Consider the following 14,766-nt stretch of genomic DNA (forward strand, 5'->3'; position numbering starts at 1 on the left):
CGAGGGCGGTTGCGCGCGCAGTCGCGCGGCGGCGGAACGGGCGAGGGAGGTGGCCGTCTCGCAGAGCTCGTCCGTGGGCCGTTGCCCGCCGACGCGAAGGCGCAGCATCTCCGCGAACGTCTCCGCGTTCTCGCCGCTGTACTCGCGGTACTGGACGTAGACCCGGCAGGCCTCGCCGTCGTCGTCCGGCACGGCGAGGCCGTCGTACCCACTGAGCCTCAGCGGGGTTCCCTCGGTCCCGGACTTCGGCTGATCGCGGAAGAAGTCCACCTCGGCCTCCAACTCGTCGACCGAGCCCGACCATTCGCAGCCCCAGTTCGCGACACCGACCTCCGGCTCGTCCACCTTGAGGCCGGGGACGGCGGAGAGCGCCTTGGCGTCGAGCAGCTCGCAGGCGTTCGCCCAGGCCAGCGACGCCTCCGGGTAGGCCTGGGAACGCCGGGGTACCGGGCCCTCGTTGAGGAGTTCGGCCGCGCTCCGGGCGGCCGTGTCGGCGACCGCGCACAGCGTCGCGCTGCCGCCGGCCACGGAGCCTTCGCCCATGTTGACGCGGACCCCGACGATCCCCTCGGCAGGGCCGTCGGGCGTCAGCAGCAGTGTGCACTCGTCGCTCTCCGCCGACTCCGTGATGTCGATCCTGCCGATGGTGCTGGTGGGCGTCGACGTCTCCGGCGCCGAGCCCGGGCGGAGCTGGAACGACACGTCGATCCGGGTCTTGCCGTCGGAGTGGACGAGGACGTCGCACTGGTCGAAGTTCCCGTAGTCCACGTCCACTTCGACCTTGCCGAACCGGCCGAGAGCGGTGGCGTCGGCGAGGGCGCACACATCGGCGGTGCGCGGATCGCCGATCAGCGACTGCGACGCGCCGCTCGGGGAGTCCGTGGCGTCCGTGGAATTCGAGGAGCTGTCCTGGAGGCTGCTCCGGCCGGAGTCGTCGGTGCGTCTGCCGTCGTCGCTGCCGTTGGGGATGAGGACCAGGCCCAGGGCCAGTACGGCGCTGAGGCCGAGGGCCGCGGCGAGCAGGGCCCGGCGCCGCCGGGGGCGCTTGTCGGACGGGCCGCCGGGGCCGTCCGTATCGGCTGACACGGGCGGCTGGGGCGGCTCGGCCGATCCGAGGGACGCCGGTTCGGCGGTGGGTTCGGCGACGGCCTCCAGGAGCCGCTTGACCTCGGCGGCGCCGGGGCGCTGTCCCGGACCGCGTCGCAGCATGGCGGTGAGCACCGGGTACAGCGGGCCCACGGCGTCGGCGTCCAGCTCGACGACGCCTTGCTCGGCCTTCCAGTACCGCAGGCGCTCGGTGTCCTCCCGGTCCCCGCCGTCTCCCCGGCCGTCGTCGTCGTCCTCGGGCCCGCCGCCACGCGGGGGCGAGCCGGTGACGAGTGCGTGGAGGGTGGTGCCGAGGCAGAACACGTCCGAGGCGGGCCGGGGGACATTGCCCCTGGCCAGTTCGGGGGCGGCGTAGTCCGGGGTGAAGCTGAACGGGCCGTTGGCGGTGATGGTCTCCGTGCCGCCGACCCGGTACGCGGCGCCGAAGTCCAGTAACTTCGCCGTGCCCCGCCGGGTGAGGCCGATGTTGGCGGGCTTGATGTCGCAGTGCACGATGCCCGCCTCGTGCAGGGCCACGAGCGCGTCGGCGATCTGGGCACCGATACGGGCCGCCTCCACGGGAGACATCGGCGGCTGCCCGTCCAGGTCGCCGCCGCGCACGTACTCGGTGATGAACCAGTACGTCTCCGGCTCGCTCTCCTGCCCGTCCCCGTCCCGGTGCTCGTCGCCTTCCCGGGGGACCTGAGGCCCGGTGGGAGCTTGAGGCACGGTCACGACGTCGAACAGGGTCACGACATGCGGGTGGTCGCGGAACTTGGCCATGGCACGCGGCTCGCCCAGCAGCCGCTGTACGGCGGTCTCACGGTCGCCCGCGATCCGCTCCGGCTTCAGCGCGACGTCCTGCCCGACCACCGTGTCGTGGGCCAGCCACACATCGCCGCCGCGCCCCGCGCCGATGACCTCCTTGAGGACGAAGCGGCCGGCGAACTCCTGCCCGGAACGCACAGTTCCCCCTTTATCCGGTCCACGACACGCGCACCGCCGTGGCTACGCGTATGCACCGAAGTTACTCCCTGTGGCGATCAGTTCGCAGTGTCTACCCGGAGCCTGCATCAGACGTCCCCATGCGTAGAGGTTGTGGGACCGGTGATGCCCTTCAGGAGCCCGTGCCCGCCGCCAGGCGCGCCGTGGTCGCCATGAGCGAGACGGTGAACGGGTGTCGTGGCGCCGTGAGGATCTGCCGCGCGTCACCTTGTTCGACGAGTTCCCCGGCGTCCAGGACGGCGATGCGATCGGCGACGGCGGCGGTGTCCAGGTCGTGGGTGATCAGGACGAGGGACAACTCGCCGGATACGCCGGTGTCGGCATGGGCGTCGGTGTCGCCGCCGTCGCGCAGCAGCCCCGTGAGGATGTCGAGGATGCCCCGGCGGGTGACCATGTCGAGCCCGGAGGTGATCTCGTCGCAGATCAGCACCCGGGGGCGGGCGAGCAGGGCGCGGGCCAGGGCCGAGCGCTGGAGTTCGCCGCCGGAGAGCTGCCCGGGGCGGCGGTGGACCAGTTCCGCCGGCAGGCCGAGACGGGCCAGGGTGCTCCGAGCCTCGGTCTCGGCGGCGCGGTCGTCGACGCCGCGCAGCCGGACCGCCGTACGGGCGACCTGGTGCAGGACCGGGCGGTGCTCGTCGAAGGAGGCGCGGGCGTCCTGGAAGACGTACTGCACGGCCGCCAACTGCCCCCGGCCGCGGTCCCGCAGACTGCGCGGAAGGGGAGTGCCGTCGAGGAGTATCTCGCCGTCGAGGTCACGGTGGAGTCCGGCCAGACAGCGGGCGAGGGTGGTCTTGCCGCTGCCCGAACGGCCGACGACGGCCAGGCACTCCCCGGCCCGCAGGGCGAGTTCGGGGGCGCGCACGGCGACGGTCGTACCGCGATCGCCGTCGCGATGACGGGCGATCAGGCCGCGTACGCGCAGCACGGGCTCCACGGTCGCCGGGCCGCACCGCTCGCCGGAGGCCCCTTCTCTCTCCGTCTCCGTGAACGACGGCTGGGCGTCGAGGAGTCGGCGGGTCCACTCGTGCCGGGGCGCGAGCCAGAGAGGCTGTGCCGGGCCCGACTCCACGACCTGCCCCGCCCGCATGACATGGACCTCGTCGGCGAGCGCGCGTACGACGTCGAGGTCGTGACTGAGCAGGACGACCGCGATACCCCGGGCCGCGACCGCCGCCAACTGGTCGACGACGAGGCTCTTGGTCAGGGCGTCCTGTCCGGTCGTCGGCTCGTCGGCGACGACGACCCGGGCGCCGAGCAGAAGGGCCTGCGCGAGGACGACGCGTTGCTGCTGCCCGCCCGAGAGCTGATGCGGGTAGCGCCGCAAAAGACCTTCGCCGTCCGGCAGTTGGGCATCGGCCAGGGCGCGCAGGACGCGCTCGCGGGCGGCCGTACGGCGCTGGGCCCGAGGCAGGTGACGTACCTGAGCGCGGGCGATGTCGGTCAGCAGCGCGGCGATACGACGGGCCGGGTTGAGCACGGCCGCCGGATGCTGCGGCACATGGCCGACCGGGCCGTCGCCCGTCACGCGGACCTCGCCGGTGACCCGCGCGCCCGTCGGGAACTCGCCGAGCAGGGCCAGCCCGGTGGTGGTCTTGCCGCTGCCCGAGGCACCCACCAGCGCGATGACCCTGCCGGGCAGGGCCCTTAGGCTCACCCCGTCGACGATCGCCCGACCCCCGACCTCGACGCGCAGATCCGTGATCTCGGCCAGGGGTTCTTCGGCGGTCCGGCCGTCGCCGTCGCCGTCGTCGTATCGCTTCACACGCGTCGTTCCTTCCGTACCCGGCGCCCGCCACGGCCGCCGGGTCTGTCGCTCCCGCCACGCCCGCCCGGCTTCTCCAGCGCGGCGTCGAAGAGGAGGTTGGTGCCGGTGGTGAGGGCCACGATCAGCAGCGCGGGGACGACCACGGCCCAGGGCTGTACGAACAGGCCCGTACGGTTGCGGTCGACCATCACCGCCCAGTCGGCGGCGTCCGGCGCCACCCCGACGCCGAGGAACGCGGCCGTGGCGACCAGGTACAGCACACCGGTCAGCCGGGTCCCGGCGTCGGCGCCCAGCGTCCGCAGGATGCTGCGCCCGACATAGCCGACGGCCGTGCGCCACCAGCTCTCGCCCTGGAGCCGCAGCGCCTCGACCACGGGCCGGGCGGCGGCCTCCGTGGCGGCGGCGCGTACGAGTCGGGCCGCGTCCGGCACATTGACCAGCGCCACGAGCAGGGCGAGACCGACGGCTCCGGGGGAGAACACCGAGGCGACCAGCAGGATCAGCAGCAGCGACGGCACGGCGATCAGGACGTCCAGGGGCCGCATCAGCAGCTCCTCCAGCCACCGCCGATGGGTCAGGGCCGCGACCAGACCGATCGGGAGCGCGACCAGATAGGCCAGAACACCGGCCCCGAGCGCCGTCAGCACGACCGGACGACCCCCGTGCAGCACCTGCTGCCACACGTCCCGGCCCACGAAGTCCGTGCCGAGCCAGTGCCCGTCGCCGAGCATGAAGGACGCGGACCGTGGGCCCGGTTCCCCCGCGAACACCGGTCCCAGCAGGGCGAGGAGGAGGGGGACGGCGATGACGGCGACGCCGAGCGCGAAACGGCCCGTACGCCGCGCGGCCCCGACGTCGGTTCCGCTGGTCGTGTCGGTCGCGGTGGCTGTCCCCGACGTCATGCCGCCACCCCCGCCCGAGGCGCGAACCGCCGGGCGACCACGTCGGCGCCCAGGTTGAGGACGACGGTGAGCACGCCGAACACCACGGCCAGGCCCTGCACGACGGGCACATCGCGTTCGGCGACGGCGTTGAGGAGGACGGTGCCGAGTCCGGGGATCACGTAGAGGGCCTCCACGACGATGACACCGCACAGCAACCAGTCGATGGTGCGGGCCAGTTGCTGGGCGGCGGGCGCGAGGGCGTTGGGGAGGGCGTGGGCGTAGCGGACACGGGCGCCCGGAACGCCGTACCGGCGCGCGTGGGCGACGTACGGCGAGGCGAGCGCGTCGATCATGCCGGCGCGCACCAGGCGGACCAGGGAGCAGACCGGCCGGGAGAGCAGGACGAGCACGGGCAGGACCAGTGCGGCCGGGTGGGCGAGCAGATCGGTGCCGTAGCCGACGGCGGTCGGCGGCAGCCAGCCCAGCTTCAGCGCGAACACGGTCACCAGCAGCACCCCGAGCGCGAACTCGGGGACCGCGTACACGGCGAGCGTCAGGGAGCTGACCACCCGGTCGACGAGTCCGCCCTCGTGGCGCGCGGCCAGCACACCCAGCCCGAAGCCGATCGGCACGAGCAGCGCCACGGTGAGGGCGGCCAGCAGCAGGGTCGGTCCGAAGCCGTCGGCGATGTACTGGGCGACGGGTCGGCCGGAGGCCAGGGAGGTGCCGAAGTCGCCGTGCAGCAGACCCACCGCCCAGTCGGCCAGCCGTTCGTGCACGGGCCGGTCCAGACGCATCGCCTCGCGGATGGCGGCGATACGGGCCGGATCGGGCTGGTCCCCGGCCAGGGCGACCGCGGCGTCGCCCGGCAGCGCCTCGGTGAGCGCGAAGACCAGCAGCACCACGGCCACGGTCTGCGCGACACCGAGGAGCAGCCGCCGGGCGACGAAGGAGCGCAGGCCGCCTCCGCTCACGCGAGCCACACCTTGTCGAAGCGTGCCCAGTCGAGTGTGTTGGCGGGGGCCTTGGTCTCGACGCCCTTCACATTGCGGGCCGTTCCGAGGATCCAGTCGGCGAACCCCCAGATCAGGAAGCCGCCCTCGGCGTACAGCCGGCGCTGCATCCGCTGGTACACGGCGGCCCGCTCGGTCTTGTCGCGGGTGGACTGCGCCTGGTGGTACAGCGCGTCGAAGTCCTTGTGGTGCCACTTGGTGGCGTTGGTGGTGGAGTCGGTGAGCAGCCGCTGGGAGATGTGCGCCTCGATGGGCATGGCGCCGGAGCGGTAGCAGGCGAGGGTGCCGGAGTCGAGGATGTCGGCCCAGTACGAGTCCTTGCTGCCCATCCTCACATCGATCGTGACGCCCGCCTTGGCCGCCTGGTCGCGGAAGATGCCGGCCGCCTCGGTGAACCCGGCGGCCACGGCCGAGGTGTCCAGCGTGACCTTCAGCTTCTCGGCACCGGCCTGCTTCAGCAGGGCCCGGGCCCGGTCCAGATCCTGCTCGCGCTGCGGGAGATCGGCGGCGTAGTACTCGTACCCCTTCCCGAACAGGTCGTTGCCGACCACGCCCGCCCCGGACAGCGCCCCGTCGATGAGTTCCTGCCGGTCGGCGATGAGGAAGAACGCCTCACGCACCCGCTTGTCGTCGAAGGGCGCCCGGTCGGTCTTCATGCAGAACCCCTGCATGGCGCTGCCCTGCAACCGGACGATCTCGATCTGCCCCTTGCCCTCATGGGCGCGCGCGGTGGTGGGGTTCAGCTCGTGGGCGTACTCGACCTGGCCGCCGAGGAGCGCGTTGACGCGGGCCGACTCCTCGTTGGCGACGACGAATTCCAGCTCGTCGAGGTACGGGGCGCCCTCCCAGTAGTCGTCGTAGCGGCGGAAGACGGCCGAGCGGCCGGGGGCGAAGGACACGAAGCGGAAGGGGCCGGAGCCGATCGGCTTCTTGTCGAAGTCGGCGGCGTCGTCCCCCGCGTTCTCCGGCACGATGTACGCCCCGAACGCGGCCAGGACGTTGGGGAACTCGGCGGTCGGCCGCTTGAGCACGAACTCGATGCTCCGCTCGCCGGTCGCCCGGCTCGCGTCGAGGTCGATGGGCTCCAGCGACGCCTTGGCGCGGAACGCCTTCTCGGGGTCGGCGATACGGCGGTAGCTGTAGAGCACGTCCTTCGCCGTGACCGCCTTGCCGTCGTGGAACGTGGCCTCGCGCAGCGTGACCTGCCAGCGGTCCAGGCCCTTGTTCGACTCCCACTTCGCCGCGAGACGCGGCTCGGCGGACAGATCGGGGCCGTAGTCGGCGAGCTTGTCGTAGAGCGCCTTGGCGCGGGCGACGTCGGCGAACAGGTTGGCCAGATGCGGGTCCAGCGTCTCGCTGGCACCGCCACCGGCGAACGCGGCGCGCAGCCGTCCGCCGCGCTTGGGCGCACCGCCTTCGCCACCGTCGGTCTCGGCGTCCTGCCCGTCCCCGCCGCACCCGGTCAGGGCGAGCGCGCCGAGCGTGGCGGCGCCCGTGGCGGCGAGGAAACCGCGGCGGCGCAGGCCGGGGAAACGTTCGTCGTGCATGAAGGTTCCTTGGGGTGTGATGTGGATGAGAGATCAGTGGGGGGAGGAATCAGCGAGCCGTGGCGAGGCGCGCGACGACATGCAGCCGGTCCGCGTCCGTCGTACCGCCGGGCAACTGCCCTTCCTCCCAGGGAGGTTCGGTACGCGGTCCAGGCCCGTCATGGAGTTCCAGGACCTCGAAGCCGTGCGCGGCCAGGACATGGCGCACCTCCTGCGGGAACAACAGCCGCCAGGCGGAGTGCTGTTCGACGGGCGGTACTCCGTCGTCCGCGGTCCAGACGCGGTGACGGCGCAGGAGTTGGGCCGTGCGATCGACGGTCAGGGTCGTGGTGGACCGGTAGGCGGTGCCCTGCCAGATGAAGGCGTTGACGGTCGGGGTGTCGAGCAGGTCGGTGCGGCCCAGGAAGTAGGCGCCGTTGCGCATCTCGGCGACCAGCAGTCCGCCGGGGGCGAGCGCGTGGCGGCAGGAGGTGAGGAAGCCGTCGAGCTGGTCGTTGGTGTGGCAGTACAGCAGGGAGCTGTCCAGGCAGACGACCGCGTCGAAGGCGGCCCGGCCCAGGTCGAAGCCGTGCAGGTCGGCCCGCACGTACTCCGGCCCCGGGTACCGGGCACGGGCGTGCGCGAGCATCGCCTCGGAGAGGTCGGCGCCGGTCACCGTACGGCCGACGCCGTGCAGGTGGGCGGCGTCGCGGCCGGTGCCGCAGCCCATGTCGAGGACGCGTGGCCCGGCCTCGTGGCGGCGCAGACAGTCCTCGGCCCAGCGTCCGGCGAGCCGGTCGGCGTCGGGGAAGCGGGCCTCGTACAGCTCGGGGTTGTCGGTGAGGAGATTGCCGTTCGCCAGTCCGGTTCCGTCGCCGTCAGGCCGCACGGCCGCTGCCGGGCGCGGGACTCGCTCGGTCACGCGGTGCTCCTCTCACCGGTCGCGGCGGGGGAGAGCGGCGCCGGATCGGCGGGCAGCTCCCCGCGCCGGTGCAGCCAGGCGACCCCGCCCGCCGAGACCAGGCCGAACAGGGCGCAGCACACCCAGGGCAGCCAGGCGTGCCCGCCGCCCTCCCCGGTGTCCATGGCCCACCCGACGACGGTGTTGCCGACCGCCGCGGCGACGCCCGAGACGACGTAGAAGATCCCGAAGTATGTGCCGGTCAGCTCCGGGCGCCCGAAGCGGGGGATCAGCTCCATCACGAACGGCGAGGCGATCATGAGCCCGAGATAGAGGAGCAGGGCGCCCAGCAGAACCGGTACGGCGTCGAGCCACCCACCGGACCCGGCTCCCGCCATCAGGGCCGGCGGCAGGAACGCCAGCCCCGTCACGGCGAGCCCGACGGCGATCCAACGCGCCCTGCTGCCCTGGGCCTTGAGCGCGGTCGTGATCCGCAGCTGCAGCGCGAGGTTGGCGAGGGTGCCGACGAGGAAGACGAGACCGGCCGCGCCGTCCCAGCCGGTGGCCTGCCGAGCCCCGGCGGGCAGCAGCAGATACAGCTGGTTCTCCAGGGTGAACATGCCGACCATGGCGAGCGCGAAGGCCAGGAAGGCACGGTTGCCGAGCACCTCACGCCAGTCACCGAGGACCCCGCTCCCGCTCGGCTCCACCTGCCGCGCGGGCAGCACGAGGGCCTGGGCCACGGTGAGGACCGCGAAGATCCCGGCGGCGGTCAGCGCGGACGTACGGAAGTCCACGAGCAGCAGCACGCTGCCCAGCAACGGGCCGATCAGGGCACCCGTCGTGGCGAACACATTGAACAGCGCGAACGCCTCCGCCTTGCGCTCCCCGGCCTCCTGCGAGAGATAAGCCCGTACGGCCGGGTTGAACAGCGCGCCCGCGAGCCCGCTCAGCACGGACGCGGCCAGCAGCACCGCCGGCCCGTCGCCCAGCGCGAACAGCCCGAACCCGACGGTCCGCAGCGCACACCCGGCGATGATCACGCCCCGCGCCCCGAGCCGGTCGGAGGCCGATCCGCCGATGATGAACAGGCCCTGCTGGCTGAGGTTCCGGACCCCGAGCACGACGCCGACGACGGCCGCCGACATGCCCAGGTTCTCGGTGAGGTGCGTGGCCAGGTAGGGGATCAGGAGGTAGAAGCCGATGTTGACGCCGAGCTGGTTGACCAGCAGGAGGCGTACGGCGAAGGGGAAGCGGCGTATCTCATGCAACGTCTTCACCGCGCGCCTCCTCCCTCGGCCGGACTCCCAGTCCCGGCAGGTCGGTCGTCCGTACGAATCCGTCGTCGCCCCCGATGCCGGTCCACGGGTCGTGGGCGAGGAGGAGGTGCCCGTCGAGGTCGACCCAGCGGGCGCGGTCGGCGAGGTGGACGGCGGGGGCGAGACCGAGACTGCTCGCGGTGAGGCAGCCGAGCATCAGCTCCGTGCCGCTGCCCTCGATCGACTCGGCGATACGCAGGGCCGCGTGGACGCCGCCGCACTTGGCGAGCTTGACGTTGACGCCGTGCACGCGTCCCGCGAGCCGTCGTACGTCCTCCGGGCTCACGGCGTCCTCGTCGGCGATGACCGGCAGCGGTGAACGCTCGGCGAGGGCGGCCAGCGCCTCCGGATCGCCGGGTGCGAGGGGCTGTTCGACGGCCTCCACGCCCAGCTGGGCGAAGCGCGGCAGCAGGGCGTCCGCCTGTGCCGCCGTCCAGGCGCCGTTGGGGTCGAGGAGCAGCCGGACCCGGGGCGCGGCGTCGCGGACGACCCGTACGCGTTCGACGTCGTCCTCCGGGTCGGGCGCCCCGGCCTTGACCTTGACCACCTCGAAGCCGCTCGCGGCGAGACGGCGGGCCTCGGCCGCGGCACGGCTCGGCGCGGTGATGCCGATGGTCCGGGCGGTGGCGGCGACGGGAGCGGACGGCGCGCCCAGCAGCCGGTGGACGGGGCTGCCCGCCCGCTTGCCGACGAGATCGAGGAGCGCGGAGTCGACGGCGGCGGTGACGGCCGGCGGAGTCTCCGGAGCACCGGCCGACTCGCCGTCCCGCAGGGCCGCCAGCGCGCTCTCCGGATCACGGAAGCGTACGAGGTCGGCGGCGACGGCCGTGAATCGCCGCCCCAGGGTGTCGGCGTCGAGGCCGTAGTACACGCTGGTGACGGCCTCACCATGGCCGTGCACCCCGTCGTGTTCGACGGTCAGCCACACCGCCTCGCGGGCGGACATGGTGGAGCGGGAGATGCGCAACGGCTCGGCCAGTTCGAGGCGTACGGTGCGCTGGATGACCTTCACAGTCTCTCTTCCGAGGCGGGCGGAACGGCGGGGACGCCGAGTGGGGCGGTGGTGGAGGGGGCGGCGGGAGTGCCTGGCGGGGTGGTGGCGAACGGGCCGGCGGGAGTGCCCGGCGGGGTGGTGGCGAACGGGCCGGCGGGGACCGCGAGGGGGTCGCTGACCCTGCCGCACCGGACCCAGCCGACGGCCTCGGCGGCGCCGGGGTGGGGGATCTCGACCGGGCGCGCGGCGGCGGTGGCCGGGTCGAGGCCGTGCGCGGTGGTGAAGTCGTCGTCGTAGACGCTGCCGAGGTAGCGGTGCGGGCCGTCCGGGAAGACGGTGGCGACGACGGCGCCCGGGTGGACGCGGGCCGCCCAGGCGGCGACGAGGGCGACCGCACCGGTGCTCCAGCCGCCGCTGACGAAGCTGCCGCGGGCGAGCCGCCGACAGCTGTCCACGGCCTCGGCGGGCCCGACCCAGTGCACCTCGTCGAAGGCGTCGTAGGCGACGTTGCGCGGATGGATGCTGCTGCCCAGGCCGCGCATCAGCCTCGGCCGGGCCGGCTGGCCGAAGATCGTGGAGCCGACGGAGTCGACGCCGATCAGCCGCAGCCCCGGCCAGTGCCGCCGCAGCGGGCCGACGATGCCCGCGCTGTGGCCGCCGGTGCCGACGCTGCACACCAGGATGTCCAAGTGGTCGAGCTGGGCGGCGAGTTCGGCGGCCAGTGAGGCGTAACCGGCGGTGTTGTCCGGGTTGTTGTACTGGTCGGGCCAGTACGCGTCCGGCAGCACGGCCAGCAGCTCCCGCAGCCGGGCGAGGCGCGCCGCCTGCCAGCCGCCCCGGGTCGCCGGACGGTCCACCAGCTCCAGCCGTACGCCGTGGGAGCGCAGCAACTGCCGCATGGACGGCTCCAGTTCGCTGTCGCCGACCAGCACGATCGGGTGCCCGAGCGCCTGCCCCGCGAAGGCCAGACCGACGCCGAGCGTCCCGGACGTCGACTCCACCACCGGGGCACCGGGCCGCAGTTCACCCCGTTCGCGGGCGCCCATCAGCATCGACACGGCGGCCCGCGCCTTCATCCCACCCGCCGCGAGCCCTTCGAGCTTGGCCCAGAAACCGGGCTGGGGACCGGGCAGATCGGCGGTGATACGCGCCAGCGGCGTACGCCCGAGCAGGGACAGCAGCTCGGGACGGGCGACAGCGCGGAGGGCGGTCGACGGGCTCACCGGCCGCCTCCCGAATCCGGGCCGCCGAGGCTGGAACGGGGACCCGCGCTGTCCCGGCCGAAGGCGTGACCGGAGTCGTCCGGCCCGTAGCCGCGCCCCGAGCCGTCCGTCGCGTAGCGGTGCAGGGTGCCCGGCCCCGCGTCGAGCCAGAAGAAGGGGTACGGCTCCGCGCACACCGCGCTCACCCCGTGGCCGAGGAAGCGGGGCAGTACGGCGCTGCCGGTCTGGGCGAACATCACGAGCTGCTTGCCGTGCCGCAGCGCATGCCGCCGCAAGGGTTCGAAGGTGCCGTTGCCCAGGGTCATCCCGGAGACGAGCAGCGCGTCGCACCGGTCGAGCGCGCCGAGCGCGTCGGTGACGATCTCCTCGCCCCACTCGGTGACCCCGCCCTTGAGATCACACGGCACATGGCCGAGCCCGCGCGAACGCAGCTCCTCCAGAAGGGAGTTGACGACCCCGACCACGAGCACCGTGGCCCCCGGCGGCAGATCGAGCAGCTCGACGACGGCCCGCGCCCGCGCCCGGGACTTCTCCAGCGATGTCCCGGCGGACAGGGGGAAGGGGAGCGCCCCGTTCTCCGGGGTGTGCGGGCCGACGTGCATGAGATAGGCGTCCAGCGCGGCCACCCGCACCGGCAGAAGCGGATGGTCCAGCAGCCGGGCCACGTCGGCACCCACACAGTCGTCGATCGCGGCGTCGGGCAACGTCCCCGGCTCGACCGCGCAGGAGCCGACGGCACCGGCGAGCCGCAGGCTGAGCACCTCGTTGCGGTACCCGGTGCCGCGCCCGTCGTGCCGTACGGCCTGGCGCGTGGCGAAGGCCACCGCGATCCGCAGCGTCCGCGGATCCGGACCGAGCTCACCGCCCCGGACCCGCTCCACCAGCTCCTCGTACGTGGCCGCGCGGGCCACCGGCGCGACGGCGGTCACCGGATCACCAGCCCGGAGCGCAACTCGCCGAGCAGCGCCTCGACGCGCTCGCGCGCCCCCAGCCCCTCGGCGTCGCCGACCATGACATGCCCGAGGTACTCGTTGTTGCTGCCCGCCGCCCTGACCTGTGTGCCCGGCTCGGCCAGCTGCGCCTCCAGCACGCCCTGCGCGTCCTTGAGCCGACCGCCGTCCAGCGCGTCGAGTGTGCCCGACGTCTGCGGTACGAGGAAGCCGACGGCCGCGCTGCGCAGCCCGGTCTCCCGGCGCCGCAGATCGGGTTCGCGGCCGAGTGCGACATCGACGGCGGCAGCGGCCAGGTCGATGCCGGTGACATGGCGGATCAGCTCGGTGATGCGGTTCCCGGCGGGCCGGGGGTTGACCTCGACGACGCGCGGCCCGGCCGGCGTCAGCTTGATCTCGGTGTGCGCGACGACGCCGTCCGTCAGCCCGAGCGCCTTCAGCGCGCCCGACGCGGTGTGCTCGGCGGCCTCCGCGTCGGCCGCCGACAGCGCGGCGGGGAACATATGGCCGGTCTCGATGAACGCCGGCGCCCCGCCGATGCTCTTGTCGGTGACCCCGACGACATGGACCGCGCCCGCGTACGACACGGTCTCGACGCTCACCTCTGGGCCGGTCAGCAACTCTTCGAGCAACACGGCGGGCGTACGCCGCTGTCCCCGCGCGTTGAGCGGGAAGTCGGCCAATGCCCGTACGGCCGCCGCGAGTTCGGCCTCGTCGTCCACGCGCCGTACGTACATGCCCGCGCACAGGTCGACGGGCTTCACGACCAGCGGGTAGCCGATCTCCCGCGCCGCCCGGGCCAGCTCGGCCCACTCCTGGTGGACGGCGAAGCGCGGTCCGGGCACCCCGGCGTCGGCGAGGACCCGGCGGGTGGCGTCCTTCCGGCAGGCGTCGCCGACCGCCGTCGGCCCCGGGCCGGGCAGTCCCAGGTGTCCGGCGATCCACGCCACCGTCGGCAGGTAGTAGTCGCAGGACGAGATCACCCCGTCGAAGCCGAACACGGCGTGCAGCCGCGCGACCTCCGGCAGCAGGGCCTCGATGTCGTTGGTGTCGCCGTGACGACGTTCCGGGCGCCGAGCAGCGGATGCGCCGTGCCCTCGGGGGCCGAGCGCAGGTAGTGGTGCAGGTCGCGGGTGAGGAAGGTGAACTCGTGTCCGCCCTCCCGAATCGCCCGTGGCAGCAGCCTGCTCATCGATCCGACCCAGCTCTCGACCACCAACAGATGAGCCACAGCTCCCCTTTTCGTGCGGTGCGGTACAGCGTCAGGGCAGCCCGACGAAGCCCCCTGAGGGGGGCGACCGGCTTGCCATGCGCACCTTATCGATAATCATTTTCATTGTCAGGTGGGTGGGGTGAACGTAAGGGAACAGGTTGGGTGGGCGAGGGCAAGGGAAGGAGGGCTCAGCCGATGTCCACCACTCGTGCCCATGCGGGCGGGGAGTCCGGTACGTAGTCGGGGTCGTCCTCGTCCCACGAGTCGTTCGAGTACGGCCGGGAGAACAGGCCCACCACCGTCCGGCACGGCGGTCGTGAGGAAGGCCAAGGGGTCTGCCCGTCGGTGAGGACCACGATGACGTCGGGCCGGGAACGCAGCGCCGTGGCGAACCCCGTACGCAGATCCGTACCCCCGCCGCCGACGAGCGGGATTCCCTCGCCCCGGCACAGCGGATGCGCGATGCGGGCCGCCGCGTCACACGGCACCACGGTCACCAGATCGCGCCGCCCGCCCACCGCACGGGAGATCGCGGCGACCTCCAGGAGCGCGCTGCCCAACTCCGCGTCGCTCACCGACCCCGAGGTGTCGATGACCACGGAGACCCGGGGCGGTCTGCGCCGCAGACTCGGCAACACGGCTCCGGGTACCCCCGCCGAGCGCCGCGACGGCCGCCCGTACGTGTAGTCCTCGCCCGCCCCGGACGCCGCCGACCGGACCGCGGCGCCCAGCAACTCCCGCCACGGCTGCGGCGGATGGAACGCCTCCTCCGCCCACCGCTTCCACCCCTCCGGAGCATCCCCAGGGCGGGCCTTGATGCCGCGCGCCACCCGGAACCGCACGGCGTCCTGTTCCTGTTCGCTCAGCCCGTGCGCGCCGTCCGGCCC

The 14,766-nt window shown here is 73.2% G+C and carries 11 protein-coding genes and 1 pseudogene; all 12 read right to left on the minus strand.

What is annotated here, in order from left to right; translation table 11 throughout:
* Positions 1–2,052: serine/threonine-protein kinase (locus STRIP9103_RS35480; protein ID WP_009330120.1), on the minus strand; the 2,052-nt coding region annotated here is incomplete at its 3' end.
* A 151-nt stretch (positions 2,053–2,203) separates the two neighbouring features.
* A complete protein-coding gene (locus STRIP9103_RS35485; RefSeq protein WP_009330135.1) occupies positions 2,204–3,853 on the minus strand; it encodes an ABC transporter ATP-binding protein in 1,650 nt (549 codons plus the stop codon).
* Positions 3,850–4,758, minus strand: coding sequence for an ABC transporter permease (locus tag STRIP9103_RS35490; protein WP_009330137.1), 909 nt, complete (start codon positions 4,756–4,758; stop codon positions 3,850–3,852). Before STRIP9103_RS35490 ends, STRIP9103_RS35485 begins: the two co-directional genes overlap by 4 nt.
* Positions 4,755–5,714: an ABC transporter permease gene (locus STRIP9103_RS35495; RefSeq protein WP_009330131.1), complete on the minus strand. Its 960-nt coding sequence runs from the start codon at positions 5,712–5,714 to the stop codon at positions 4,755–4,757. The genes STRIP9103_RS35490 and STRIP9103_RS35495 overlap by 4 nt, the downstream gene beginning before the upstream one ends.
* Positions 5,711–7,300, minus strand: a complete 1,590-nt coding sequence (locus tag STRIP9103_RS35500; protein WP_009330139.1) for an ABC transporter substrate-binding protein — start codon at positions 7,298–7,300, stop codon at positions 5,711–5,713. The genes STRIP9103_RS35495 and STRIP9103_RS35500 overlap by 4 nt, the downstream gene beginning before the upstream one ends.
* Positions 7,301–7,349: 49 nt before the next feature.
* The gene (locus tag STRIP9103_RS35505; protein WP_048821569.1) at positions 7,350–8,141 is read right to left on the minus strand and encodes a class I SAM-dependent methyltransferase; all 792 of its coding nucleotides are present in this window, start codon (positions 8,139–8,141) and stop codon (positions 7,350–7,352) included.
* Positions 8,142–8,197: 56 nt separating this feature from the next.
* A complete protein-coding gene (locus tag STRIP9103_RS35510) occupies positions 8,198–9,460 on the minus strand; it encodes an MFS transporter (protein ID WP_009330122.1) in 1,263 nt (420 codons plus the stop codon).
* Entirely contained in the window at positions 9,444–10,511 is a 1,068-nt protein-coding gene (locus tag STRIP9103_RS35515) for a dipeptide epimerase (RefSeq protein WP_009330123.1), read from the minus strand. Before STRIP9103_RS35515 ends, STRIP9103_RS35510 begins: the two co-directional genes overlap by 17 nt.
* Positions 10,508–11,716, minus strand: coding sequence for a PLP-dependent cysteine synthase family protein (locus STRIP9103_RS35520; RefSeq protein WP_009330133.1), 1,209 nt, complete (start codon positions 11,714–11,716; stop codon positions 10,508–10,510). Before STRIP9103_RS35520 ends, STRIP9103_RS35515 begins: the two co-directional genes overlap by 4 nt.
* Positions 11,713–12,645, minus strand: coding sequence for a Rossmann-like domain-containing protein (locus tag STRIP9103_RS35525; RefSeq protein WP_009330127.1), 933 nt, complete (start codon positions 12,643–12,645; stop codon positions 11,713–11,715). The genes STRIP9103_RS35520 and STRIP9103_RS35525 overlap by 4 nt, the downstream gene beginning before the upstream one ends.
* A pseudogene (locus tag STRIP9103_RS35530) lies at positions 12,642–13,897 on the minus strand (ATP-grasp domain-containing protein). The gene STRIP9103_RS35525 and the pseudogene STRIP9103_RS35530 overlap by 4 nt, the downstream one beginning before the upstream one ends.
* Before the next feature lie 170 nt (positions 13,898–14,067).
* A partial coding sequence (locus STRIP9103_RS35535; protein WP_009330125.1) for a vWA domain-containing protein occupies positions 14,068–14,766 on the minus strand: 699 nt, incomplete at its 5' end.

It is taken from the genome of Streptomyces ipomoeae 91-03 (assembly GCF_000317595.1).
Classification (GTDB): domain Bacteria; phylum Actinomycetota; class Actinomycetes; order Streptomycetales; family Streptomycetaceae; genus Streptomyces; species Streptomyces ipomoeae.

Bases quoted from the DNA above. Each gene is read 5' to 3' on its own strand.
- STRIP9103_RS35490 (WP_009330137.1), bottom strand. From the start codon at position 4,758: ATGACGTCGGGGACAGCCACCGCGACCGACACGACCAGCGGAACCGAC.
- STRIP9103_RS35500 (WP_009330139.1), bottom strand. From the start codon at position 7,300: ATGCACGACGAACGTTTCCCCGGCCTGCGCCGCCGCGGTTTCCTCGCC.